The sequence below is a fragment of the Erwinia sp. S43 genome, from assembly GCF_016624745.1.
In the GTDB taxonomy this organism is placed as follows: Bacteria; Pseudomonadota; Gammaproteobacteria; order Enterobacterales; family Enterobacteriaceae; genus Erwinia; species Erwinia coffeiphila.
The window spans coordinates 56230-81111 of sequence record NZ_JACVTX010000001.1 but is presented as its reverse complement, the minus strand read 5'-3'; the positions used below and the strand labels follow the sequence as shown (position 1 = coordinate 81111).

At 53.8% G+C, this 24882-nt stretch carries 19 protein-coding genes, 2 tRNA genes and 1 other RNA gene; 10 read left to right on the top strand and 12 right to left on the bottom strand.

Translation table 11 applies throughout. The annotated features are described in order from the left end of the window. Positions 1-19: 19 nt before the first annotated feature. Positions 20-934, bottom strand: a complete 915-nt coding sequence (gene punR / locus IBT47_RS00375) for a DNA-binding transcriptional activator PunR (protein WP_105594964.1) — start codon at positions 932-934, stop codon at positions 20-22. 111 nt (positions 935-1045) lie between these two features. Here punR and punC point away from each other — a divergent pair, with 111 nt between their 5' ends. Together punC and cfa are read left to right on the top strand one after the other, a co-directional pair. Continuing rightward, positions 1046-2239 (top strand): purine nucleoside transporter PunC, encoded by a 1194-nt coding sequence (gene punC / locus IBT47_RS00370; protein ID WP_200558611.1) that lies wholly within the window; start codon positions 1046-1048, stop codon positions 2237-2239. Positions 2240-2567: 328 nt separating this feature from the next. Further along, positions 2568-3716, top strand: coding sequence for a cyclopropane fatty acyl phospholipid synthase (cfa, locus tag IBT47_RS00365; RefSeq protein ID WP_200544644.1), 1149 nt, complete (start codon positions 2568-2570; stop codon positions 3714-3716). Positions 3717-3968: 252 nt separating this feature from the next. Here the strand turns inward: cfa and IBT47_RS00360 are convergent, their stop codons facing one another. Next, the gene (locus IBT47_RS00360; RefSeq protein WP_200544642.1) at positions 3969-4622 is read right to left on the bottom strand and encodes a riboflavin synthase subunit alpha; all 654 of its coding nucleotides are present in this window, start codon (positions 4620-4622) and stop codon (positions 3969-3971) included. A gap of 231 nt (positions 4623-4853) precedes the next feature. On the opposite strand from IBT47_RS00360, the gene IBT47_RS00355 reads away from it, so the two are divergent. From IBT47_RS00355 to IBT47_RS00335, 5 genes are all read left to right on the top strand, one after another. Then, positions 4854-6227: an MATE family efflux transporter gene (locus IBT47_RS00355; RefSeq protein WP_200558610.1), complete on the top strand. Its 1374-nt coding sequence runs from the start codon at positions 4854-4856 to the stop codon at positions 6225-6227. 149 nt (positions 6228-6376) lie between these two features. Further along, positions 6377-6453: transfer RNA gene (locus tag IBT47_RS00350), tRNA-Val, on the top strand. Between the two features lie 15 nt (positions 6454-6468). Then, positions 6469-6545, top strand: a tRNA-Val gene (locus tag IBT47_RS00345). Positions 6546-6921: 376 nt separating this feature from the next. Beyond that, positions 6922-8334, top strand: coding sequence for a pyruvate kinase PykF (pykF, locus tag IBT47_RS00340; protein WP_200544640.1), 1413 nt, complete (start codon positions 6922-6924; stop codon positions 8332-8334). 305 nt (positions 8335-8639) lie between these two features. Continuing rightward, entirely contained in the window at positions 8640-8876 is a 237-nt protein-coding gene (locus IBT47_RS00335; protein ID WP_006118977.1) for a major outer membrane lipoprotein, read from the top strand. A 102-nt stretch (positions 8877-8978) separates the two neighbouring features. Here the strand turns inward: IBT47_RS00335 and IBT47_RS00330 are convergent, their stop codons facing one another. The 7 genes from IBT47_RS00330 to sufA all read right to left on the bottom strand — a co-directional run bounded on the left by IBT47_RS00330 (position 8979) and on the right by sufA (position 15782). Next, positions 8979-10010 carry a L,D-transpeptidase family protein gene (locus IBT47_RS00330; RefSeq protein ID WP_200558609.1) on the bottom strand — a complete coding sequence of 344 codons (1032 nt, stop codon included), beginning with the start codon at positions 10008-10010 and terminating at the stop codon, positions 8979-8981. Positions 10011-10084: 74 nt separating this feature from the next. Further along, complete coding sequence (sufE, locus tag IBT47_RS00325; RefSeq protein WP_200544636.1) at positions 10085-10507, bottom strand: cysteine desulfuration protein SufE; 423 nt, start codon at positions 10505-10507, stop codon at positions 10085-10087. Between the two features lie 115 nt (positions 10508-10622). Further along, complete coding sequence (sufS, locus tag IBT47_RS00320; protein WP_200558608.1) at positions 10623-11846, bottom strand: cysteine desulfurase SufS; 1224 nt, start codon at positions 11844-11846, stop codon at positions 10623-10625. Then, the gene (sufD, locus tag IBT47_RS00315; protein WP_200558607.1) at positions 11843-13123 is read right to left on the bottom strand and encodes a Fe-S cluster assembly protein SufD; all 1281 of its coding nucleotides are present in this window, start codon (positions 13121-13123) and stop codon (positions 11843-11845) included. Before sufD ends, sufS begins: the two co-directional genes overlap by 4 nt. Beyond that, positions 13098-13844, bottom strand: a complete 747-nt coding sequence (sufC, locus tag IBT47_RS00310) for a Fe-S cluster assembly ATPase SufC (RefSeq protein WP_105594974.1) — start codon at positions 13842-13844, stop codon at positions 13098-13100. Before sufC ends, sufD begins: the two co-directional genes overlap by 26 nt. A 64-nt stretch (positions 13845-13908) precedes the next feature. Continuing rightward, positions 13909-15402, bottom strand: coding sequence for a Fe-S cluster assembly protein SufB (gene sufB, locus IBT47_RS00305; RefSeq protein WP_200558605.1), 1494 nt, complete (start codon positions 15400-15402; stop codon positions 13909-13911). A 5-nt stretch (positions 15403-15407) separates the two neighbouring features. Continuing rightward, positions 15408-15782, bottom strand: coding sequence for a Fe-S cluster assembly scaffold SufA (gene sufA, locus IBT47_RS00300; protein WP_105594976.1), 375 nt, complete (start codon positions 15780-15782; stop codon positions 15408-15410). A gap of 389 nt (positions 15783-16171) precedes the next feature. On the opposite strand from sufA, the gene IBT47_RS00295 reads away from it, so the two are divergent. Beyond that, positions 16172-16576: a hypothetical protein gene (locus IBT47_RS00295; RefSeq protein WP_105594977.1), complete on the top strand. Its 405-nt coding sequence runs from the start codon at positions 16172-16174 to the stop codon at positions 16574-16576. 59 nt (positions 16577-16635) lie between these two features. On the opposite strand, the gene IBT47_RS00290 is transcribed toward IBT47_RS00295, so the two are convergent. Next, entirely contained in the window at positions 16636-17052 is a 417-nt protein-coding gene (locus tag IBT47_RS00290) for a hotdog fold thioesterase (RefSeq protein ID WP_105594978.1), read from the bottom strand. Beyond that, entirely contained in the window at positions 17052-20105 is a 3054-nt protein-coding gene (locus IBT47_RS00285; protein ID WP_200558603.1) for an FAD-binding and (Fe-S)-binding domain-containing protein, read from the bottom strand. Before IBT47_RS00285 ends, IBT47_RS00290 begins: the two co-directional genes overlap by 1 nt. Positions 20106-20406: 301 nt before the next feature. On the opposite strand from IBT47_RS00285, the gene ydiK reads away from it, so the two are divergent. Continuing rightward, positions 20407-21528, top strand: a complete 1122-nt coding sequence (gene ydiK, locus IBT47_RS00280) for an AI-2E family transporter YdiK (RefSeq protein WP_200558602.1) — start codon at positions 20407-20409, stop codon at positions 21526-21528. A gap of 289 nt (positions 21529-21817) precedes the next feature. After that, positions 21818-21923, top strand: an RNA gene (gene rprA / locus IBT47_RS00275) — antisense sRNA RprA. Between the two features lie 392 nt (positions 21924-22315). Here rprA and ppsA read toward each other — a convergent pair. Next, the gene (gene ppsA, locus IBT47_RS00270) at positions 22316-24694 is read right to left on the bottom strand and encodes a phosphoenolpyruvate synthase (protein ID WP_200558601.1); all 2379 of its coding nucleotides are present in this window, start codon (positions 24692-24694) and stop codon (positions 22316-22318) included. Between the last annotated feature and the right edge of the window lie 188 nt (positions 24695-24882).

The following is a 24882-nucleotide window of genomic DNA, read 5'->3' as shown; positions in this document are numbered from 1 at the left end:
TTCTCCGTTTACCGTTCGCTCAGGCGGACGGTTCACTCAGCCATTCAGCATTTAGCGTATCGCTGTCGCCAACATAATCCAGCAGCCAGCTCAGCGCCGGTGATGCACTCTGTTCCGACCAGCTCAGGCAGCATGGGCTGATCGGGAACGGGTTTGCCAGCGTCAGTTCCGCAATTCCCCCTTCAGCAATCCAACCCTGAGCAAAGTGCCCCGGGATCATGCCGACGCACAGTCCGGCACGCAGGCAGTCTAACGCGCTGTCCCAGTCCGGGACCACCAGCCGCCGCTGATTATCCAGCGTCCAGGTGTTACGCTTCGGCAACGCGCGTGAGGTGTCCTCCAGCGTCAGCGATGGCCATTCACGCAGCAGATCGTCGCTAAGCGGTCCCGTCTGTTGCAATAAGGGATGATCCGCCTGCACGACACAGCGCCAGTTAAGGCTGCCCATATCGCGAAAGGCGAAGCGCCCGCCCACCGGCACCGCCTGTGTGGCCCCGATAGCCGCATCAACGCGGCCATCCGCCAGCGCATCCCATACGCCGTTAAACACTTCGGGGAAGATATGCAGTTCCATATCGGGGAAGTGTCGGTAGAAATCGACGATAAGCTGACGGGTACGCTGCGGCCTGACGATGCGGTCAACGGCGATATTAATCTGACCTCGCCAGCCGTTAGCCACCTGCTGACAGCGGCGTCGCGTGGCAAGCATTTTTTTGATAACAAAACGCCCTTCTTCGCTGAACACCCGTCCCGCTTCTGTTAGCACCACATCGCGATGGCGGCGCTCAAACAGGCTGACGGCCAGCCACTGCTCCAGCTGGCGTACGGTATAGCTCACCGCAGAAGGCACGCGGTGAAGCTCAGCCGCTGCGGCGGTAAAACTGCCGGTTCTGGCAACGGCTTCAATCACTTCCAGAGAATGTTCTGACCACATCGCTTTGCCTGCAAATTTTTTCAACGGAACTGACGAATATTAGCGTTTCACAAGCGTAAGTGCATCCCTTTACACTCCCTGCGATAAAAAACTGCCCTGTACGAGTAAAATATGCCTTCAAAATTCTTTATCGTTTATCTGGCCATGCTGAGCATGCTGGGTTTCCTTGCTACCGATATGTACCTGCCCGCTTTTGGTGAGATGCAGCAGGATCTTGCCACCGGTTCTGGCGTTATCAGCGCCAGCCTGAGCATCTTCCTTGCCGGCTTTGCCTGCGCACAGCTGATTTGGGGAACACTGTCCGACCGCCTTGGCCGCAAGCCCGTGCTGCTGGTGGGGCTGGGGATGTTCGCTATCGGCTGTGCCGCCATGATGTGGGTTGACTCCGCTCCCTGGCTGCTATTTTTCCGCTTCCTGCAGGCTGTTGGTGTGTGTGCCGCCGCCGTAAGCTGGCAGGCCCTGGTTGTCGATCGCTACAGCGCCGAGCAGGCAAAACGCGTATTCGCCACTATTATGCCGCTGGTTGCGCTTTCACCGGCGCTGGCACCGCTGATGGGGGCCTGGCTGCTGGAGCATTTTTCCTGGCGGGCAATCTTTGTTGCGCTGCTGTTGATTAGCGTGATCTTGCTGATCCCCACACTGCGCCTGTCCGGCCGTGCATCCGCAGAGAAAGCGGCAGCTAAGGGCCCGGCACCTGGTTTCCTGACGCTGCTGAAATCCCCGGTATACAGCGGTAACGTGCTGGTGTTTGCCGCCTGTTCCGCCAGCTTCTTTGCCTGGCTGACTGGATCACCGTTTATCCTCGGTAATCTGGGCCTGTCTCCTGCAGATATCGGTCTGAGCTATGTGCCGCAGACTATTGCCTTTCTGATTGGTGGCTTTGGCTGTCGCGCACTGCTAAATCGTTTCTCCGGCGGGCAGCTGCTGCCGTGGATGCTGCTGTGCTTTAGCCTGGGGGTTATCGCGCTGTTTATCGCCGCGCAGCAGCAGGCGCCATCTTTGTACAGTCTGCTCACGCCGTTCTGCGTCATGTCGATGGCCAGTGGTGCAATTTATCCGGTGGTGGTGTCCAGCGCCCTGCTGCCGTTCCCACAGGCAACGGGGAAAGCCGCCGCATTGCAAAATATGCTGCAGCTTGGACTGTGCTTTATCGCCAGTCTTGCCGTTTCAACCTGGATTGAATCACCGCTAGAAACCACTGTGCGTGTCATGTTACTGACCATTTTACTGGCTACAATTGGCTATCTGATGCAGCGCAAAGCCGCGAGAAAAATGGCTCTGCAAGCGATGGAAAATGCAGGGTGATATGCTGTAAAATCACTTGGTTAGCAAGCTAACAATAATGCATTGAATATTGTCTGACGGGAGCATATACTCGTCAGGCACTATAAAATAACAAGTTACCAACATTTAAATCCGGAGATCGCTTTGGCGGTGTTCGGTGTTTTTTTACTGACAAGGCTGTCATACCGTTCTGTTATGTTACGTCTGTTTCAGCCTCTGCCGGTTATAATTCAGTCCTCTGTTAACGTCGGATATCAGACTGCGGCTCTGCCGTGAGTTTTCTCATAAATCTGTAGAAATTGACTATCCTTTTCTCAGGTTTCAATCACACAGGGTGATGGAGAAGCTAATGAGTTCATCGTGTATAGAAGAAGTGAGCCTGGAAGACAACCAGTGGTACCGAATTGTCCAGGAGATGTTGCGCAAGGCTGACATAGAAATAAACGGTTCCCGTCCATGGGATATCCGAATCAGTAATCCCAACTTTTTTAAACGCGTGCTGCAGGAAGGCTCGCTGGGGTTGGGTGAAAGCTATATGGACGGCTGGTGGCAGTGCGACAGGCTGGATATCTTTTTCCAGCGTGTGCTGCTGGCAAAACTCGATCAACAACTCCCCCACCATTTTAAAGACACGCTTCGCATTGCCGCCGCTCGCCTGACCAACCTCCAGTCGCGAAAAAGGGCCTGGATTGTCGGTAAAGAGCACTATGATTTAGGTAACGATCTGTTTTCGCTGATGCTTGATCCGTATATGCAGTATTCCTGCGGTTACTGGAAAGAAGCAGAGACGCTGGAACAGGCGCAGGAAGCGAAGCTAAAAATGATCTGCGAGAAGCTTGAGCTGGCCCCCGGCATGTCGCTGCTGGATATTGGCTGCGGCTGGGGCGGACTGGCGGAATATGCCGCTCGTCATTACGGCGTCAGCGTGTTTGGGGTTACCATTTCTGCCGAACAGCAAAAAATGGCTCAGCAGCGTTGTGAAGGGTTGGATGTGACAATCCTTTTGCAGGATTATCGCGATCTGAACCAGCAGTTCGACCGCATTGTTTCAGTGGGTATGTTTGAGCACGTTGGGCCTAAAAATTACGCGACCTATTTCTCCGTGGTCGATCGTAATTTAAAACCTGATGGTATTTTCCTGCTGCATACCATCGGGGCAAATAAAACCGATGAGAATGTTGATCCCTGGATCAACAAATATATATTCCCCAATGGCTGTCTGCCGTCGGTAAGGCATATTGCCAATGCCAGCGAACCGCATTTTGTGATGGAGGACTGGCACAATATCGGCGCAGATTACGATCTGACACTAATGGCCTGGTACCACCGTTTCCTTGCGGCGTGGCCACAGATTGCAGATAACTATGGGGAACGGTTTAAGCGTATGTTTAGCTACTATCTTAACGCCTGTGCAGGAGCCTTCCGCGCACGTGATATTCAACTGTGGCAGGTTGTCTTCACTCATGGGGCTGATGGTGGACTGCGCGTGGCGCGGTGATATCGCTATAGCAGAAAAAGACAGCCAATAATGGGGAGCATTACAGGCTGTCTTTGCACTGTACGGCATTGAAATAATACGTAAGCCGCTATCATTATCAGATAGCGGCTTTTTTATCGTCAGAAAAACGAGGCCTCTGATGCTGTACGCAAAGAAGTATCCCCTGCGCAAATACGCTCTGGCTGGAACCAGACGCTGCTTATTTAAAAACGTAGCAACAGCGTGATGCGATCGCTGACGGACCGGCTGAATTTACTCAGCGGATTCTTCAGCCGCGGCTGCTGCCAGCAGTGCAGCTTCGCGCTGGGCCAGCACGCGCTCAACCGTTTCAACAATCGCCTGCGTGTGCGGATCGATCTCAATATTCACCCGATGACCCAGACGTTTCGCGCCCAGCGTGGTGCGCGCCAGCGTTTCAGGAATAAGGTGAACGCAGAAACGGGTTTTTGTGACTTCACCTACCGTCAGGCTAATACCGTCAATGCCAACAAAGCCCTTATGCAAAATGTATTTCATCTGGCTGGCGTCCTGCACCTTAAACCAGATTTCCCGGTTGTTTTCCGACGCAATAATTTTGCTGATTTCTGCCGTGGTCATAATATGACCTGACATCAGATGGCCGCCGATTTCATCGCTGAATTTGGCTGCGCGCTCAACGTTTACCGTATCCCCTTCTTTCAGATCGCCCAGATTGGTAATACGCAGCGTTTCTTTAACCAGATCGAAACTTACGCGATCGCCGTTGACTTCCGTCACCGTCAGGCAGCAGCCGTTATGGGAAACCGATGCACCCAGTTCCAGTCCGGGCAGCAGAGCTTCCGGCATTTTTATGATATGGGTGCGAAAATTGGGTTTCTCTTCAATTGCCAGCACTTCAGCAGTGCCCTGCACAATTCCGGTAAACATAGCTATGCCTCTATTAATGTGTTGTCGCTGGCACTAGTTTGCCCTGGCTGCCACTTAAAGCCAACTTAACTGAGAACCGTTTGCGTGACATGAAGAGCTATTCTTACGGCAGCTTATTGGCTAATTCGTCTACGGACACTACACTAAGCGGCCTGCTATGCTGTGGCAATGAGCAAACGCCGTGTATTCCCCAGCTAAAACCCCTCCACAATTAAAATAAAGGTGTATTACGTGCAGAAGTACCTCACAGAGGCGCGTCAGTTATTAATGCTGGCAATTCCCGTGATCCTTGCGCAGGTTGCGCAAACGTCCATGGGTTTTGTCGATACAGTGATGGCCGGTGCCGTTAGCGCCACGGATATGGCCGCCGTTGCAGTGGGAACCTCAATCTGGTTGCCTACCATTCTTTTTGGCCACGGCCTGATTCTGGCCTTAACGCCGGTGGTGGCGCAGCTCAACGGCTCAGGCCGACGCGATCGCATTGCCTGGCAGGTTCGCCAGGGTTACTGGCTGGCGGGTTTCTCATCGCTCATTATTATGGTGGTGCTCTACAATGCGGGCTATCTGATTGGCGCGATGCATAATGTCGATCCGGAGCTGTCAGCCAAGGCACTCGGCTATCTGCACGCTTTGCTGTGGGGTGCACCGGGATATCTGTTCTTCCAGGTCGCACGTAATCAGTGTGAAGGGCTGTCGAAAACCAAACCCGGCATGGTGATGGGTTTTATCGGTCTGCTGGTTAATATTCCGGTTAACTACATTTTTATTTACGGACATTTCGGCATGCCGGCCCTCGGCGGCGTTGGCTGCGGCGTGGCGACGGCCTCGGTCTACTGGGTGATGTTTATTGCCATGAAGTTCTGGGTGAACCGTGCCGCCTTTATGCACGATATTCGTCTGGAAAGTTCATTTTCCCCGCCTGACTGGAAAGTGCTGCGCCGCCTTGTTGGCCTTGGACTGCCGGTTGCGCTGGCGCTGTTCTTTGAAGTCACCCTGTTCGCCGTGGTAGCCCTGCTGGTTTCACCGATGGGGATCGTCAAGGTCGCCGGTCATCAGATTGCGCTTAACTTCAGTTCGCTGATGTTTGTTATCCCGCTGTCGCTGGGCGTAGCCACGACCATTCGCGTCGGTTTCCGCCTCGGCCAGGGTTCAACCGAGCAGGCACGCGTGGCGGCCTGGACCGCGCAGGGTGTGGGCGTTTGCATGGCCTGCCTGACCGCGCTGTTCACGGTCACTTTCCGCCACGAAATAGCCCTGTTGTATAACGACAATCCCGAGGTTGTGACTCTGGCAGCACAGTTGATGCTGCTGGCGGCAGTGTATCAGTTCTCGGATTCTATCCAGGTGATTGGCAGCGGTATTTTGCGCGGCTATAAAGATACCCGCGCCATCTTCTTTATCACCTTTATTGCCTACTGGGTGCTCGGCCTGCCCAGCGGCTACGTGCTGGCGATGACCGACTGGGTTGTGGCACCGATGGGCCCGGCGGGCTTCTGGAGCGGTTTTATTATTGGGCTAACCAGTTCGGCGATAATGATGATTTGGCGAATTATCCGCCTGCAGCGGCAGCCATCGGAACGTATTCTGGCGCGCGCAGCACACTAATTTTTCGGTAGATTTCACTGAAATATGATTAAAATTGCTGCGCTTCGCACAGATGCGCAGCAATCAGGTAGAAAAAAGCTTTTTTCTCCTTGCCAGGCGTACAGGCTGCCGTTAATATTCGTCCCCGCTGTCACCCAGATAGCAACAGTGCGTCCGTAGCTCAGTTGGTTAGAGCACCACCTTGACATGGTGGGGGTCGGTGGTTCGAGTCCACTCGGACGCACCAGAGATTTTCAGGAAAGCGTTCTTAGCTCAGTTGGTTAGAGCACCACCTTGACATGGTGGGGGTCGGAGGTTCGAGTCCTCTAGAACGCACCACTCTTAGTTCTCCCCTTTTTTTCAGATTCCGCTTCAGCAATTAATCTTGTTGCGCAACACGCCGCTCTGACGCACTTACTTAAACGTCTTAACGCTTTTTAATTGGTTTTCTAGCACTTAGCCTTTATAATGCAGCCGTTGTTTCACTTGAATGGTTTCAGCGCATGGTAAATACACAATTTATAAGCCGTACCTGTTGCGCAACAACGTGCTGCGCTCACGCCGAAACCATGTCTCAACTTCTTCTGCATACCTTTAATCTGTCACCTATCCTTACCCAGTATCGCAATCTGCCTCAGGCACCTAATTTCTCCTCCGCTGGCCACGTCAGCGGAACCCATTCTTATCATCCATCACAACTTACAGATAATCCGTCATGAAAAAGACTAAAATTGTTTGCACCATCGGTCCAAAAACTGAATCTGAAGAGATGCTGACCAACCTGCTCGAAGCGGGAATGAACGTTATGCGTCTGAACTTCTCACACGGTAACTACGAAGAGCACGGCAAGCGCATTGCAAACCTGCGTAGCGTGGTGAAAAACACCGGCCATCAGGCAGCTATCCTGCTGGATACTAAAGGCCCTGAAATCCGCACCATGAAACTGGAAGGCGGCAACGACGTTGCGCTGACCGCTGGCCAGACATTCACCTTTACTACTGACCAGAGCGTTATCGGCAACAATGAGCGCGTAGCGGTCACCTACACCGGCTTCGCGGCCGACCTGAAAGTGGGTAACACCATTCTGGTTGATGATGGCCTGATCGGTATGGAAGTCACCGAAGTCACCGAAACCACCGTGGTCTGTAAAGTGCGTAACAACGGCGAACTGGGCGAAAACAAAGGCGTTAACCTGCCGGGCGTTTCAATCCAACTGCCTGCACTGGCGGAAAAAGATAAGCTCGATTTGATCTTCGGCTGCGAGCAGGGCGTTGACTTCATCGCTGCATCCTTTATTCGTAAGCGTTCAGACGTGCTGGAAATTCGTGAGCATCTGAAAGCCCACGGCGGCGAAAATATCCAGATCATTTCGAAAATCGAGAACCAGGAAGGCCTGAACAACTTCGACGAGATCCTGGATGCGTCTGACGGCATCATGGTTGCTCGCGGCGATCTCGGCGTAGAGATCCCGGTTGAAGAAGTGATCTTCGCTCAGAAGATGATGATCAAGAAGTGTAATCGCGCGCGTAAAGTGGTGATCACCGCCACCCAGATGCTGGATTCAATGATCAAGAACCCGCGCCCTACCCGTGCAGAAGCCGGCGACGTGGCTAACGCCATCCTCGACGGGACTGATGCGGTCATGCTGTCTGGCGAGAGCGCCAAAGGTAAATATCCGCTGGAGTCCGTGACCATTATGGCCACGATCTGCGAACGTACTGACCGCGTGATGAAGAGCCGCATCGATCCTCGCAACGACGATCGCAAAATGCGCATTACTGAAGCGGTTTGCCGTGGTGCAGTTGAAACGGCTGAGAATCTGGAAGCCCCGGTTATCGTCGTAGCGACCGAAGGCGGTAAATCAGCGAAATCCATCCGCAAATACTTCCCTCACGCCACCATTCTGGCGCTAACCACCAATGAGCTGACCAGCCGTCAGCTGCTGCTGACCAAAGGCGTGATTACCAGCATGGTACAGGAAATCGCCTCTACCGACGATTTCTACCGTCTGGGCAAAGAAGCGGCGCTGGCCAGCGGCTACGCGCAGAAAGGCGATGTTGTGGTGATGGTTTCCGGTGCGCTGGTGCCAAGCGGTACGACCAATACCTCTTCGGTCCACGTTCTGTAATTTAAGATTACACTATCGACTAATAAGGCACCCTCAGGGGTGCTTTTTTTTCAATTTGCGTAACCTCATTTCACAAAATTTCCAATCGAAATTAACTATTCAACTGCACTAAAAACTAAGACCTGTCCGATTAAAATCGTCTGTTTTCGCTTAATTTTTTGCCTTAACACCCAAAGAAGATGCTTCTTTGAGCGAACGATCAAATTTAAGCACGTTCTCATCAAAAAATTATTCTCATTAGAAAATACTTTGTGTAATACTTGTAACGCTACATGGAGATTAACTTAATCTAGAGGGTATAAATAATGAATCGTACTAAACTGGTACTGGGCGCGGTAATCCTGGGTTCAACTCTGCTGGCTGGTTGCTCAAGCAACGCTAAAATCGACCAGCTGTCTTCTGACGTTCAGACTCTGAACGCTAAAGTTGACCAGCTGAGCAACGACGTGAACGCAGTTCGTTCTGACGTTCAGGCTGCTAAAGATGACGCAGCTCGTGCTAACCAGCGTCTGGACAACCAGGCTCACTCTTACCGTAAGTAAGAGTTCTGGTACTGAAAATGGCGCACATTGTGCGCCATTTTTTTTGCCTGCATATCAGCTTCGCCGACGGCGGATGTGACCCCGCCGCCAAACGCACTGTAATCAATTCTGAGCGCTTTCTCCCCCAACCTGAGTTATCCCCGCCGGTTGTGATTTAAATCCTTCTGCTCCCTTCTGGTGAAGAAATTCGGGTACTGTCGAATCATCTTTCACAGCTTCCCCTTCACTAACCAGAACGGGCATACCCGAACGGCGCGTTAATGCCGCCTTAATCACCGCATCATCACTGCTGGCGCTGTTAATGAATTTCTTCGCGGCCGGGCTCAGCGCAATCGGCATGGTTTGCGGATCGTCATTCTCGTTATGCGACAGCGGCTGGTGGACTTCGATCCAACGCTTGCCATCCGGCTCTACGGCATACTTCACCGGCTGGTTAATCACCTGAACGCGCATTCCCTTCGGCACGCTGTTGAACAGAGCTTCAATATCGTCAGGCCGCAGGCGAATGCAGCCGGAGCTGACGCGCATGCCGATACCAAAATCAGCATTCGTGCCGTGGATCAGGTAGTGGCCCTTACCGTAGGCCAGACGCATCGCATACAGCCCCATTGGGTTATCAGGCCCGGCAGGCACGGTGACTGGCAGGATCTCGCCTTTGGCTGCGTAGCGCTTGCGGATGTTAGGGGTGGGGGTCCACGTTGGGTTGGGGATTTTCTGGCTGATGCTGGTGACCATCGCCGGGGTATTGGCACCCAGTTGACCGATGCCAATCGGGTAGACAATCACTTTGTTTTCATCTTTCGGGTAGTAGTAGAGCCGCAGCTCCGCTACGTTGATCACGATACCTTCACGTTTCGTGTCCGGTAGCAGCATCTGGGTGGGGATCGTTAACTGCGTACCGGCTTTCGGCAGCCAGGGGTCGGTTCCCGGATTGGCCTCCAGCATACCCAGCAGGCCAATCATATACTCCTTCGCTACCGCTTCCAGCGGCCTTCCGTCATTGGGCACGATGTACGTGCTGTTTTCCCCAATCAAACGGCTGTCGTCGGGCGGGAGGGGATATTCTGTAGCACTGGCGTTGTACGCCCCGGTCAGCAGCGTGACCATAAATGCAAAACGGAACAAAGGTTTCATGCGTTTTTCTCGGTTATGAAGGGAGAACAACCCCACTGTATATCAGCGGGGCGCAGACCGAGTAGTTTAGCAACTCACGCGCCGGTGAGAATCAGCGCTTTCTGACGTATTGCACGAATCATGGCTTCCAGTCCCTGAGAACGGGATGGAGTAAGCTGCTGGGTCAGAGACAGTTCGGCAAACACAGGGCGAACATCGAAATCGATAATTTCCTGCGGCGACATCTTCTGGTAAACGGCAAAGACAATAGCAATCAGCCCTTTAACCAGTGCGGCATCGCTGTCGCCCTGCAGGCGGACCTGACCATTCTCATCAAGATCAACAATCACCCAAACCTGGCTCTGACAGCCCGGAACGATATTTTCCTGCTGGTGAAGATTTTCGGATGCGGCCTCAAGGCGCGATCCCAGTTCAATGATATACAGATACTTCTCTTCCTGATTTGCGCAACGGTTGAAGTTGCGCACCAGTTTTTCTTTATCTGGCAGAGTTGCCATTGCTTCCTCACTTAAATCGGCTTCTTAACGACATGACTCTATCGGGTAAACACGTAGAAAGGGCGAGGCATGCCTCGCCCTTTTAAGGCTCAAATCGCTCCTGCTCAGAGAGCGATCAGCCCCCCAGCAGACGGTGAATACGAATTAATCCCGCCGCCAGGCGATCGACTTCTTCTTCGCTATTATACAGAACAAACGAGGCGCGACACATCGCCGGAACGCCGTAGTGCTGCATTAACGGCATCGCACAGTGATGGCCGGTGCGAATGGCAATACCGTACTGATCGAGGAAACTGCCCACGTCATAGGCATGATGTTTGCCCAGATTAAAGGCAATCACCCCGCTGCGCTCCTGAGGACCGTAGATAACCAGGTCCGGTACAGAGGCCAGTTTATCCATCGCGTAGTGCATCAGCTGTTGTTCACGCTGCTGGATTGCATCCAGCCCGAGTTCGGTCACGTACTTGAGTGCCGCCCCCAGGCCGATAATCGCACCGGTATTCGGCGTTCCCGCCTCAAACCGGCCCGGTACGGCAGCATAGGTGGTGCCTTCGGTCAGGCTGACGGTGGCGATCATCGAACCGCCCCCTTCCCACGGCGGCATCTGGTCCAGCAGCGCCTTGCGGCCATACAGAATACCAATGCCGGTCGGTCCGTAGATCTTATGCCCGGAGAAGACATAAAAATCACAGCCGATATCCTGCACGTCTACCTGCCCGTGCATGATCGCCTGCGCACCGTCGATCAGCGTCACCAGCCCCGCCGCTTTCGCCTGCGCCACCAGCGCTTTCACCGGGTTAACGGTGCCCAGCACGTTGGAAACCTGGGTTACCGCCAGCAGTCGGGAACGTGAATCAATCAGCTCAGGGAGTTTAGCCAGATCCAGCTCGCCGTCAGCGTTGAGCGGGATAAAGCGCACTTCCGCTCCGGTACGCTGGGCCACCATCTGCCACGGAACGATATTGGCGTGGTGTTCCATCTCGGTAATGATGATGTTGTCGCCGGGCTGCAGTTGACTGCTGCCCCAGCTGTTGGCCACGAGGTTAATTGCCTCGGTGGTACCTTTGACAAACACAATCTCTTCCGTCGACGGCGCATTGAGGAAACGCGCAGCCTGAACACGCACATTTTCCATCTCAGTGGTGGCTTCCGCACTCAGCGTATGGATGCCACGGTGAACGGCAGCGTAACCGTGCTCATAGAACTGGCTCTCTGCATCAATCACCACCTGCGGCTTTTGTGCGCTGGCAGCGCTGTCGAGGTAGGCCAGCGGTTGCCCGTTAACCTCACGCGTCAGCAGCGGGAAATCCGCCCGTACCCGAGCCAGATCAAAACTCATTGCAAACCTCCGGGAAAGCGTTGAGCAATACGCTGCATCACCGCTTCTCTCAGCGTGTCATCGCCAATCGCCTCGGTCAGCTCGGCAGCAAACGCATAAATAATCATGCGCTGAGCAGCATCCTGCGAAATACCACGGGCACGCAGATAGAACATCTGCTCTTCATCGATACGGCCAATGGTCGCGCCGTGTCCGCACTTAACGTCGTCGGCGTAGATTTCCAACTGCGGCTTAGTATCCACCTCAGCGAGGCGACCCAGCAGCAGGTTATTGTTGGACATCTGACCGTCGGTCTTCAGGGCGTGCTTCGCCACTTTGATCATGCCGTTGAATACGGCACGAGCGCGATCGCGCACGATGGTTTTATGCAGCTGGCGACTCTGGCAGTAGCCTTTGTTGTGTTCCAGATAGGTACGGCTGTCGCACACATCTTTATCAATCGGCAGCATCAGCGTATTGATAACCAGATCGCTACCCTCGCCGTTCAACTGTCCGCTGGTATTATGACGGGTCAGGCCCGCCCCCAGCAGGAAGCTGTGGCTCTGAACGTGCACATCGCGGCCCAGCACCAAATCGTTGTGAGAGAAGTGGAAACTGCTCTGATCTTCGAAGGCGAAGTTGTAGTGGGTCAGCGCCGCACCGTTACCCACGTCGGCGGTAAAACGCGCGCCGGTAAAGTGCGTGGCATTATTCAGGGTGACATAGTGCTCAATGATCGTCGCTTCAGCCGCTTCATCCAGCTGCAGATGATGGCGATAGTGCGAAGTGTTCATCTCGCCTGCCGCGCTGCCGCTACTGATGTGCAACAGATACAGCGGACGCCCCGCAGCCTTACCCCGAGCCAGATGGATCAGCGTAGACTCTTCGGCCAGGCTTTCGGTCAGATGCAGGAACACCTCCGGCTGTATCGGTGCATTCAGCTCGCGGCGTTCGCCGGAACCGGTGACCTGGATGCTGAACAGGTCGTGTTCAGCATCGCTCAACGCGGCGGAAAAGCGGCCATCAACAAAGACCAGACGCACGGCGTCAATAGCCAGCGCCAGTGTATCAATGTTTTCTGCTGTCAGTTCAGCCTGCTGCGGCAGAACGAACTGATGATCGAACAACGCATCCAGCGGCGTATACTTCCAGTTTTCCTGCTTACGCGTAGGCAGACCTTCGCGCAGCAGCTGCTGCCAGTGCTGCTGGGCCTGCATTGAGCGATGCCCGGCGCGGGTTTCGAACAGGTGGTGCCACTGTTGCAGCGCGTTATCACTCTTCGTCGGTAAGCCAGCCATAGCCTTGCTCCTCCAGCTGTTTCACCAGCGAGAAATCTCCTGATTTAACGATTTTGCCCTGATAGAGCACGTGAACGAAATCAGGCTTGATGTAGTCAAGGATACGCTGATAGTGAGTTACGATGATGAAAGAACGTTTGCCGTCGCGCAGTGTATTCACGCCGTTCGCCACAATCTTCAATGCATCAATGTCCAGACCGGAGTCAGTTTCATCCAGGATGCACAGATCCGGCTCCAGCGCGGCCATCTGCAGGATGTCATTGCGTTTTTTCTCACCGCCGGAGAAACCCACGTTAACTGAACGAGTCAGCAGATCTTCAGGCATCTTAAGCAGATGGATTTTATCTTCGATAAAGTCCTGGAAATCAAAGCGGTCCAGCTCTTCCTGTTCGCGGTATTTACGCACCGCATTCACGGAAGTTTGCAGGAAGAACTGGTTGCTCACGCCCGGGATCTCAACCGGGTACTGGAAGGCCATGAAGATGCCTTCACCAGCGCGTTCTTCCGGGTCCAGTTCCAGCAGATCTTTACCTTTAAACTCGACGGAGCCACCGGTCACTTCGTAATCTTCGCGCCCTGCCAGCGTTGCAGACAGCGTACTTTTCCCTGAGCCATTCGGTCCCATAATGGCGTGAACTTCACCGGGTTTAATCTCAAGATTCAACCCACGCAGGATAGCTTTATCTTCAACGCTGACCTGTAAATCTTTAATGCTTAACATATGGTTTCCTTTGCAGTGCTTTCCGGCACTGTAAATACCCTTGGGTAAAGTTCTTGGCGCGGGCTTAGCCCACGCTGTGTTCCAGGCTGATTGCCAGCAGTTTTTGCGCTTCTACCGCAAACTCCAGCGGCAGCTCAGAGAAGACGTCTTTGCAGAAGCCGTTAACGATCATGGAAATCGCATCGTCTTCGCTAATGCCACGCTGCAGGCAGTAGAACAGCTGATCTTCACCAATACGTGACGTTGTCGCTTCGTGCTCCAGCTGGGCAGTATTGTTGCGCACTTCCACATACGGGAAAGTATGCGCGCCGCAGTCAGCACCAATCAGCATCGAGTCACACTGAGTGAAGTTACGCGCATTGGTCGCCGTCGGCATAATCTTCACCAGGCCGCGATAGGTGTTTTCACTCTTACCGGCTGAAATACCCTTCGAGATAATCGTCGACTTGGTATTTTTACCGATGTGGATCATCTTGGTGCCGGTGTCGGCCTGCTGACGTCCGCTGGTCAGCGCAACAGAGAAGAATTCACCGATGGAGTTGTCGCCGCGCAGGATCACGCTCGGGTACTTCCAGGTAATGGCTGAGCCCGTTTCAGACTGGGTCCAGGACATTTTGCTGTTTTCGCCTTCGCACAGTGCACGCTTGGTCACGAAGTTCAAAATGCCACCTTCGCTGTCGCCGCCGGAGAACCAGTTCTGCACGGTGGAGTACTTCACTTCTGCGTCTTTGTGGATGATCACTTCGACCACCGCCGCATGCAGCTGATAGGTGTCGCGTACCGGGGCAGAACAGCCCTCAATGTAGCTCACGTAGCTGCCTTCATCGGCGATCAGGATCGTGCGCTCGAACTGCCCGGTTTTCGCCGCGTTGATGCGGAAATAGGTCGACAGTTCCATCGGGCAGCGTACGCCTTTCGGGATGTACACAAAGGTGCCGTCAGAGGCAACGGCGGAGTTCAGCGCGGCAAAGAAGTTGTCGTTGGCCGGCACCACAGTACCAAGATACTGTTTAACCAGCTCTGGGTGATCGTGAATCGCTTCACCGAATGAACAGAAGATGATGCCTTCTTTCGCCAGCTTGTCGCGGTAGGTGGTGGAAACCGAAACGGAGTCAAAGATGGCATCAACCGCCACTTCCTGGCCTTCACGTACCGGAACACCCAGCTGTTTGAAAGCCTCTTCCACTTCCTGCGTCAGGTAGTTCGGCGCTTCACTACCGGAGGTCTGGGTAGCACCCGGCTCTGAGGCACAGGCATCGTCACAGCTGCCGCAGGACGGCGCGGAGTAATAGCTGTAATCCTGGTAATCCAGTTTTTTATAGTTGGCCTTCAGCCAGTGCGGCTCTTCCATTTCCAGCCAGGCCGCGAACGCTTTCAGGCGGAAATCCAGCATCCACTCAGGTTCATTACGCTTGGCCGAGATCGCACGCACCACATCTTCGTTGATGCCGTGGGCGAATTCTTCGGTTTCCAGTTGGGTAAAGAAGCCTTCTTTATATTTCTGATGGCTGCCTTCCCAAACCTGTACATCATCAGATGCGTCAGTATTACGAGACATAGAGTTTACTCAACGCCAAAGCTTTCACCACAGCCACAGGCGTGTTGAGCTTTAGGGTTATTAAATTTAAAAATCTGGTTCAGACCTTCACGGACGAAATCAACTTCCGTACCGTCAATGTAGGGCATTGCCTGAAGGGGCACGAACAGCGATGCACCGTTATGGCTAAACTCCAAATCATCCTTCGCCGTCTCCTTCACCAGGTCCATGGTGTAACCAAAACCGGCGCAGCCTGACGTCTTCACGCCCAGCTTCAAACCTTTGATTTCAGGATCGCCAGCGGCAAGGCTGCTGATTTGTTTGGCGGCGCTGTCGGTGAGCGTCAATCCTTTCCAGATAAAGTCATCTGGAGAAAAAGATGCTGGATTTGCTGATTGCATAAATTACCTCGCGATACGTTAGCCCTTCGGGCTAGTGCCTCTATGTTAGTGATAACCTGTATCACTTCAACCTCTTGTTTTGCAGGGATATTACCCTTTGGGTGTTTTTCTAATCTTATTGAGTAAGTTTAGCCCCTGCGAAACAGATTGTGACGTGCTCTTCAGGTCAAAACCGCAAAAGATAAATTGTTGAAAACAAAATGTTTCTAAGTTGTAACCTCAAGCCACTTCTTAATAATAATCATTCACCTAAATCCCTCATCGCGCTTATCGGTAATACCAATTTTTTTGAAAGGCGGCATTTATCGATAAAAAATCCCACCGGGTGATTGAATATTAACGCAGTTATAATATGATAATGATTATCATTAGCGCGACTGGGACCAGCAATGAATCTGTCGATGAGTGCGTGGCTGCAACACAAGATTGATGAATATAAGTTTTCCGTACGTGATATCACCGTCGATTTCTATATGGCACAGGCAAAGCTGAACCGCCCGGAATGCACCATTGAACAGTTACGCAAGTTCAATGATACCTGTCTCGATATGGCTGAGCTTTGCCAGCTGAACGGTGACGATCAGAGCTATCTGCACGCAATGGGCAAACTTCATCAACGACTGGTTGTTGAGCTGAGCAATACATCCCGCGAACGACTGTTCCGCATGCAGGCCTGGCAGCTGGCGCGCCATTCCCTCAGTCGCCTGTGTCATCAGCTGGCACTCAACGGTGAATGGGATAAAGCAACGGTACTGCAAAGCGATTTTGTGAAACACGCTTCGTGGATTATGTAGTCCCGTTACCAGTATACCGCGTGGCAGAGCAGCTAAAAACCCCGGATAATTTGGGGTTATTAGCTTATCACCGCCGTTGTTAAGCGCGAGCTGCAGCATAATCGACTGTCCGGCCCGTAAATCTCGATCTGCCATACCTGATGCGTGCGCCCTATATGGGTGGCGCGACAAACGCCGCGCACCTCCCCTTCCCGCGCGGACCGCACGTGATTGGCATTAATTTCCAGACCGACCACCTGCTGATCTCCCTGAGTGCAGAGATACCCTGCCATCGACCCCAGCGTTTCGGCCAGTGTCACTGAGGCGCCGCCGTGCAGCAGCCCGAACGGCTGCCGGGTACGATTATCGACCGGCATTATCGCTTCAACACTGTCGTCATTCAGTGCAGTGAAACGGATGCCGAGGTGCTCTACCATGGTGCCTTTGCTGTGCAGGTTCAGCTGTTCAAGCGTTACCTCACGTTTCCAGATAGCCATCAGACAATCTCCAGTAAAGCCTGCAGCGGATGGCGCATACCGCTTCCTTCAACGCGTTTCACCTGGCTGCGGCAGGAATAACCGCTAGCCAGACAGCGCTGACGGGGCAGCTTTTGTAGCGCCTTCTGCCAGGACAGTTCAAAGATACCCAGTGAGTTTTCCAGGTTTTTAGTTTCATGGCCGTAGGTGCCCGCCATGCCGCAGCAGCCCACGCTGATACTTTCCAGTTTTGCACCGAAGCGCGAGAAGATCGTTTCCCACTGCTTGATCGAACCCGGCAGCGCGGTCACTTCGGTACAGTGGCCGAACAGATACCAGGCTTCCCCGCTGACCGGCTGAATATCCCGATCCACCAGTGCATTCTGCAACCACTCATGCACCAGCTGCACGTTGAAGTCACCGCGTTTATCCCCCAGTACCTGGCGGTATTCATCGCGGTAGCAGAGTACCAGCGCCGGGTCGACACCGACCATCGGCAGGTCCAATTGGGCCACGCGATTAAGGAAATCGGATGTTTTCTGCGCCGTACGGGCAAACTGCTGCAGGAAGCCTTTCACGTGCTGCGCTTTACCATTGGGTGAGAACGGCAGCACCACCGGCGTAAAACCAAGCCGGTCAATCAACTGCACAAAATCACCAATCAGCTGCGCTTCGTAATAGCTGGTGAACGGGTCCTGCACCACCAGCACGTGCTGCGCACGCTGTTCGGCGCTCATCTGCTCAAGCTGTTCCAGGGTCGTCGTCGCGCTGCGGTGCTTCGATAGCTGCTGTTTCAGTGTCGGCGAGGAGAGCAGCGGCAGATCCACCATACCTAACTGGCGTTTACTTAGCGCGCCAACCCAGCGCTGGCGAAGGAAGAAGTTAAAGGTTTTCGGCGCGATGGCCATCAGCGGCGCGTAGCTTTCAACCGTAGCCACCAGGTAGTCACTGACCGGGCGCAGGTAACGGGTGTGGTAAAGCTGCAGGAAGCGCGAACGGAAGCCCGGCACATCGATTTTAATCGGGCACTGGGTGGAACAGGCTTTACAGGCCAGACATCCAGACATCGCCTCCTTCACCTCATGTGAAAAATCATATTCGCCTCGCCGCGCATGCCAGCTATTGCGGGTCCGCTGGATCATCCCGCGCAGGCTGATGCCTTTCGACGGCAGCTGCTTCTCCAGCACCAGAGGATCGACACCCTGTTCGGCCAGCAGACGCAGCCATTCACGGGTCAGCGTGGCGCGCCCTTTCGGTGAATGCATGCGGTTGCTGGTGATTTTCATCGATGGGCACATCGGGCTGTTCACATCAAAGTTAAAGCACAGCCCGTTACCGTTACACTCCATCGCACCGCGCCAGTCGCTGCGCACAGAAATGGGGATTTGTCTGTCCCAGGTACCGCGCTTAACCGCATCAACTTTCAACATAGGATCGTCAACACCGATCGGCGCGCAGATTTTTCCGGGATTTAACCGGTTAGCCGGGTCAAAGGCTGCCTTGATTCGCCGCAGCTCGCTATACAGCTCTTCGCCAAAGAACGCCGGACTGTATTCCGCACGGAAGCCCTTACCGTGCTCTCCCCACAGCAGGCCGCCATACCGGGCGGTCAGTGTGACTACCTCATCGGAGACCTTTTTCATCAGGATCTCCTGTTGCGGATCGCACATATCCAGCGCGGGACGCACGTGCAGAACCCCGGCGTCAACGTGGCCGAACATCCCGTAGCTCAGATTATGGCTGTCGAGCAGCGCCCGAAACTCAACGATATAGTCCGCCAGGTTTTCCGGCGGTACTGCCGTATCCTCAACAAAAGGCAGCGGTTTGGCCCGGCCTTTAGCATTACCCAGCAGGCCCACCGCTTTTTTACGCATGCCGTAGATACGCTCAATGCCGCCGACGTCGTTACAGAGCTGATAACCAATCACGCCGCCCTGGCCTTCCGCCATCAGCGTTTCCAGCCGTTCAAAGAGTGAATCGACCTGGCCGTCAATCAGCGCTTTATCATTCCCGGCAAACTCGACCATATTCAGGCCGAGCATCTCTTTATCCGGCACGTCGGAAATCAGTTCACTGACCGAGTGCCAGACAATATCTTCCTTCGCCAGATTAAGCACTTTAGAGTCAACGGTTTCGACCGACAGCGCTTTGGCTTCCACCATAAACGGCGCATTACGCAACGCGGAATCAAACGAGTCATATTTGATATTGACCAGCCGCCGCACTTTAGGGATCGGCGTGATATCCAACCGCGCCTCGGTGATAAACGCCAGTGTACCTTCGGCACCACACAGCAGGCGAGTCAGGTCAAATTGCTGGAGATCGTCGCTCAGCACATGGCGAAGATCGTAGCCGGTAAGAAAGCGGTTAAGTTTGGGAAACTTATCCAGAATCAGCTGGCGCTGCTGACGGCAGCGGTCCAGCACAACACGATAGATATTCCCCTCAGCACCCTGCTGCTGCGCCAGCTGCTCCGCCAGTTCGACAGGCATTTCTCGGGTATCCAGAATATCACCGCCGAGCAGAACCGCACGCAGGCCAAGGACGTGATCGGAGGTTTTACCATAGACCAGCGACCCCTGCCCGGAGGCATCCGTATTAATCATCCCGCCAAGAGTGGCGCGGTTACTGGTGGACAATTCAGGAGAGAAGAAATAGCCGTAGGGCTTGAGGTAGGCGTTGAGCTGATCTTTAATCACGCCCGCTTCAACTTTTACCCAGCCTTCTTCGGTATTAATTTCGAGGATGCGCTTCATATGGCGCGACATATCTACCACAATCCCGCGGTTCAGAGACTGACCGTTGGTGCCGGTGCCGCCGCCACGCGGTGCAAAAACCAGCGACTCAAAGCGTTCTTCACCGGCAAGGCGGGCGATCAACGCAACATCAGCGGTAGAGCGGGGAAAGACAACTGCGTCGGGTAGCAGCTGGTAAATACTGTTATCGGTCGACATTATCAGGCGATCGGCATAGCTGGTAGCCGTATCACCGGTAAAACCTTCCTGCTTCAGTGTATCCAAAAACGTCAGCACCAGTTGAACAAGGCCCGGTGCCTGGGAAATCTGTGGGATCATTATCGGGTGACCAAAATGTTGTATGGATCATTCTGCGTGTCGTAAATGACGCAGCTATCCGTTTTATCACATTTTTTTATGACCTGCCGTTATTTCAAAAAACGAAACAAAAGAATAACCTGTTGTGTATGTCACAAAATCGTTTCATACATCATGATTAAACCAGCTGCCTTAGCGTAACTGTCGCGCTGGCGCGGATTTTCAGAAATAAAATGATTGAAGACAGAATGACAAATTATTCGCGCTCCCCACTCGGTCGCCGCGAATAGAGAATTTACTGACCCGAGGTTATGGTTCACACATGAAGAATGTTTATAAAGGTTGGGACTTGCCGCAGATTGTGTTTACGCTGCTGTTTATCAGCATTGCGATCATCGCCTGCTTCTGGGTAATTCAGCCTTTTATCCTGAGCTTTGCCTGGGCCAGCATGGTGGTCATCGCCACCTGGCCACTGATGATTAAGATCCAACGGCTGCTTTGGGGACGCCGCTCCCTGGCGGTTATCGCGATGACGTTGCTGCTGCTGCTGGTGTTTATTATTCCGATTTCACTGCTGGTCAACAGCCTGCTGGATTCCAGCGCACCGGTTATCGCCATGATCAGTTCCGGACGCCTGGAAATGCCAAAGCTTGAGTGGCTGAACGATGTGCCGATGATCGGGGACAATCTCTATTCTGGTTATCACACCCTGATTGCCGGTGGCGGTACCGCCCTGATGGCAAAAATCCAACCCTATATCGGCCGGACAACCGGCTTCTTTGTGGCTCAGGCGGGATATTTTGGCCGCTTTATGCTGCATCTTGGCCTGATGCTGTTGTTCAGTATGCTGCTGTACTGGCGCGGCGAGCAGGTTGGCCGCGGGATACGTCATTTTGCCTTCCGCCTTGCCGCCCGCCGTGGCGATGCTGCCGTACTGCTTGCCGGTCAGGCAATACGCGCCGTTGCGCTGGGTGTGGTGGTGACCGCACTGGTGCAGGGCGTGCTTGGTGGTATTGGACTGGCGATTTCCGGCATTCCCTACGCCACACTGCTGACCGTACTCATGATCTTCTCCTGTCTGGTACAGCTGGGACCGTTGACGGTGCTTATCCCGGCGATTATCTGGCTGTACTGGAGCGGCGACACGTCATGGGCAACCGTACTGGTGATTTGGAGCTGCGTGGTCGGCACACTGGATAACGTGCTGCGCCCGATGTTAATCCGCATGGGTGCCGACCTGCCGCTGCTGCTGATCCTCTCAGGCGTGATCGGAGGCCTGGTGGCTTTCGGCATGATTGGGCTATTTATTGGCCCGGTGGTGTTAGCGGTTTCCTATCGGCTTCTCTCCGTTTGGGTCCACGAGGTTCCGGTTCCCAGTGACGATCCAACAATGGTAGTCGAAGAACTGGTCGAGTTCGAAAACGATAATCCGCGGCATCTCTAATCGTATACCTCAGCTCTCAGCTCTCAGAATGATAAACGCGGCCAGTATCGCTGGTCGCAATCATTAGCAATAAAAAAGTATCCTCATGCCCCCACCTCCATTTCATTAGCAAATCTTGACTGTATTACCTGGAAACAGCATGTAAACAGCCCAACCCAGCACTTTTGTTAACCTTTTCTTCTGAATAAATGACAATAATCGGCTATCCGCTCGTGGATGCATTATTGATTTTAAACTAATAAGATGATTCTTAATGACGCCAGAATGCGCGTTGCTTAGTATTGAATCCATGTTTGAAATCAAGCTACTGATTTTTAAACGCCCTTTCCCCTGAGTGAAGTACAAAATTGCTGTGTGTAGTCTTTGCCCATCCTCTGCGATGGGCTTTTTTTTGGCTGCGTGTTGACGGAGTGAGTCTCGCTATTTAGCGATTGATGTTTTCAAATCCGCCCTGCGGAGGTCCTGGCTGCAATTATGTGGCCGCTGGTTGTGATTGTGGGGGATGTTGTGGGGACTACTGCGGCATCGGGTTCTACGCTGCCTGGCCGTGCCTTTGATTGCCCGGGTCCTCGCGCCACGCAAAGCGTGGTTCCTTCACTTCGCTCGTCAGCCTGCCGGATCGGTGCAGACGGACCGGCCCTGGCACCTGGCACCAGGCAGCAAAACAAAAAAACCGCCATCGAAAACGAGAGCGGTTTTTATAAGTGCCTCAGATAATCACCGAAGGCTGAAAACACACCACGGCGTATCCAAAAAAGGGAGCATCACACCCCCTTTATTAAAGACATTACTTCTTAAGTTCAGCCAGCGACAGCCAGGTCTGCACCACAGTATCCGGGTTCAGGGACAGACTGTCGATCCCCTCTTCCATCAGCCAGGCCGCAAAATCCTCATGGTCCGACGGACCCTGACCGCAGATACCAACGTATTTACCCTTCTTCTTCGCCGCGCGAATCGCCATAGAAAGCAGCGCCTTCACCGCGTCATTACGCTCGTCAAACAGCTCGGACACCACGCCCGAATCGCGGTCAAGGCCAAGCGCCAGCTGGGTCATATCGTTGGAACCTATAGAGAAGCCGTCAAAGTATTCCAGGAACTGCTCAGCCAGCAGCGCGTTGGACGGGATCTCACACATCATGATGATCTTCAGCCCGTTTTCGCCGCGCTTCAGTCCCTGACGTTCCAGCTCTTCAACCACCGCCTTCGCCTGAGCCACGGTACGCACGAACGGCACCATGATCTCCACGTTAGTCAGTCCCATCTCGTTGCGAACGCGCTTAACGGCCGCGCACTCTAACGCGAAGCAGTCGCGGAAGTTGTCGGCAACATAGCGACCGGCACCGCGGAAGCCCAGCATCGGGTTCTCTTCCTCAGGTTCGTAGCGCTCGCCGCCAACCAGGTTGGCATATTCGTTAGTCTTAAAGTCAGACAGACGAACGATCACGCGTTTAGGCGAGAACGCCGCACCCAGCGTTGCAATCCCTTCGGTCAGACGGGCGATGTAGAACTCCACCGGGTCATCAAACCCTTTCATCATCCCGCGGATCTGCTGCTGCAGTTCCGGCGTCTGCTGATCGAACTCCAGCAGCGCTCTTGGGTGAACGCCAATCATACGGTTGATAATAAATTCCAGACGCGCCAGACCTACGCCTTCATTCGGCAGGCAGGCAAAGTCGAACGCACGATCCGGGTTGCCGACGTTCATCATCACCTTCAGCGGCAGCGACGGCATTTCGTCAACCTGTGAGCTTTTCACCTCGAAGTCGAGCAGATCGTTATACACATAGCCGGTATCACCTTCCGCACAGGACACGGTCACTTTCTGGCCGTCTTTCAGATGGTCGGTCGCATCACCGCAGCCCACTACCGCCGGAATACCCAGCTCACGGGCAATAATTGCCGCATGGCAGGTACGACCGCCGCGATTGGTCACAATCGCCGACGCTTTCTTCATGATCGGTTCCCAGTCCGGGTCGGTCATATCCGTTACCAGCACGTCGCCTTTCTCAATGCGGCCCATCTCGCTGATATCGTGAATCACCTTCACTTCACCGGCACCGATACGATGGCCGATTGCGCGGCCCTCAACCAGAACTTTGCCTTTGCCCTGCAGGTTGTAGCGCTCCATCACCTGGCCGTTAGAACGCACGGTTTCCGGGCGCGCCTGCACGATAAACAGCTTGCCGGTGTGACCGTCTTTCGCCCATTCGATGTCCATCGGGCGCTGGTAGTGTTTCTCAATCAGCACCGCCTGCACCGCCAGCGCTTCAACTTCTATGTCGGTCAGACTGAAGCGGTCGCGCTCGGCTTCCGGAACGTCTTCGATCGCTACCTGCTTGCCGTGTTCCTGCGAATCGGCGTAGACCATACGGATCTTTTTCGATCCCATATTGCGGCGCACAATCGCCGGGCGGCCCGCGGCCAGCGTCGGTTTGTGCACGTAGAATTCATCAGGGTTAACCGCACCCTGCACCACCATTTCACCCAGGCCCAGCGCCGCGGTGATAAAGACCACCTGATCGAAGCCCGATTCGGTATCAATGGTGAACATCACGCCCGATGACGCCAGATCAGAACGCACCATGCGCTGAACACCGGCAGAGAGCGCCACGCCACGGTGGTCATAGCCCTGATGCACGCGGTAAGAGATCGCGCGGTCGTTAAACAGTGAGGCGAAGACGTGCTTCACCGCCACCAGCACCGCGTCATAACCCTGCACGTTCAGGAAGGTTTCCTGCTGCCCGGCAAACGACGCATCCGGCATGTCTTCAGCGGTCGCCGAAGAGCGCACGGCAAACGACGCTTCAGCATCGTCAGAAGACAGCTGGTCGTAGGCCTGATGAATAGCCTGTTCCAGCTCCGGCTGGAAAGGCGTGTCAATAATCCACTGACGGATCTGCTTACCCGCTTTCGCCAGCTGATCAATATCATCAATATCGGTCTTATCCAGCAGTTCATAGATACGCTGGTTAACGCCGCTTTGATCAAGGAACTGGTTGAAAGCATCAGAGGTTGTCGCAAAGCCGTTCGGCACGGACACACCCAGTGATGACAGGTTAGTAATCATTTCACCCAGAGAAGCATTTTTGCCTCCCACCCGATCGACATCGTGCATGCCAAGTTCGTTATACCAGAGCACGAGCGGCAATTGGCCTTTATTGGACATTGAAGCAATCCTTGTAAGATTTAATTAGGAATAAGGGATACAGCATTGCTTAGTGAGACTGTCACAACATCGAAGGGTTGAGAAAGTGTTGAATCGTTCAAGCAACTCGGCGGCGGCGTTTTTAAGACAACTCTGCGCAGGATAATGACTGAAAGAAATCAAATTAAAAAACAAATGCGTTAATTTTC

Excerpts from the sequence above, each read along its gene's own strand:
- punR (WP_105594964.1), bottom strand. The coding sequence starts at position 934 with ATGTGGTCAGAACATTCTCTGGAAGTGATTGAAGCCGTTGCCAGAACC.
- punC (WP_200558611.1), top strand. The coding sequence starts at position 1,046 with ATGCCTTCAAAATTCTTTATCGTTTATCTGGCCATGCTGAGCATGCTG.
- cfa (WP_200544644.1), top strand. The coding sequence starts at position 2,568 with ATGAGTTCATCGTGTATAGAAGAAGTGAGCCTGGAAGACAACCAGTGG.
- IBT47_RS00360 (WP_200544642.1), bottom strand. The coding sequence starts at position 4,622 with ATGTTTACCGGAATTGTGCAGGGCACTGCTGAAGTGCTGGCAATTGAA.
- pykF (WP_200544640.1), top strand. The coding sequence starts at position 6,922 with ATGAAAAAGACTAAAATTGTTTGCACCATCGGTCCAAAAACTGAATCT.
- IBT47_RS00335 (WP_006118977.1), top strand. The coding sequence starts at position 8,640 with ATGAATCGTACTAAACTGGTACTGGGCGCGGTAATCCTGGGTTCAACT.
- IBT47_RS00330 (WP_200558609.1), bottom strand. The coding sequence starts at position 10,010 with ATGAAACCTTTGTTCCGTTTTGCATTTATGGTCACGCTGCTGACCGGG.
- sufE (WP_200544636.1), bottom strand. The coding sequence starts at position 10,507 with ATGGCAACTCTGCCAGATAAAGAAAAACTGGTGCGCAACTTCAACCGT.
- sufS (WP_200558608.1), bottom strand. The coding sequence starts at position 11,846 with ATGAGTTTTGATCTGGCTCGGGTACGGGCGGATTTCCCGCTGCTGACG.
- sufD (WP_200558607.1), bottom strand. The coding sequence starts at position 13,123 with ATGGCTGGCTTACCGACGAAGAGTGATAACGCGCTGCAACAGTGGCAC.
- sufC (WP_105594974.1), bottom strand. The coding sequence starts at position 13,844 with ATGTTAAGCATTAAAGATTTACAGGTCAGCGTTGAAGATAAAGCTATC.
- sufB (WP_200558605.1), bottom strand. The coding sequence starts at position 15,402 with ATGTCTCGTAATACTGACGCATCTGATGATGTACAGGTTTGGGAAGGC.
- sufA (WP_105594976.1), bottom strand. The coding sequence starts at position 15,782 with ATGCAATCAGCAAATCCAGCATCTTTTTCTCCAGATGACTTTATCTGG.
- IBT47_RS00295 (WP_105594977.1), top strand. The coding sequence starts at position 16,172 with ATGAATCTGTCGATGAGTGCGTGGCTGCAACACAAGATTGATGAATAT.
- IBT47_RS00290 (WP_105594978.1), bottom strand. The coding sequence starts at position 17,052 with ATGGCTATCTGGAAACGTGAGGTAACGCTTGAACAGCTGAACCTGCAC.
- IBT47_RS00285 (WP_200558603.1), bottom strand. The coding sequence starts at position 20,105 with ATGATCCCACAGATTTCCCAGGCACCGGGCCTTGTTCAACTGGTGCTG.
- ydiK (WP_200558602.1), top strand. The coding sequence starts at position 20,407 with ATGAAGAATGTTTATAAAGGTTGGGACTTGCCGCAGATTGTGTTTACG.
- ppsA (WP_200558601.1), bottom strand. The coding sequence starts at position 24,694 with ATGTCCAATAAAGGCCAATTGCCGCTCGTGCTCTGGTATAACGAACTT.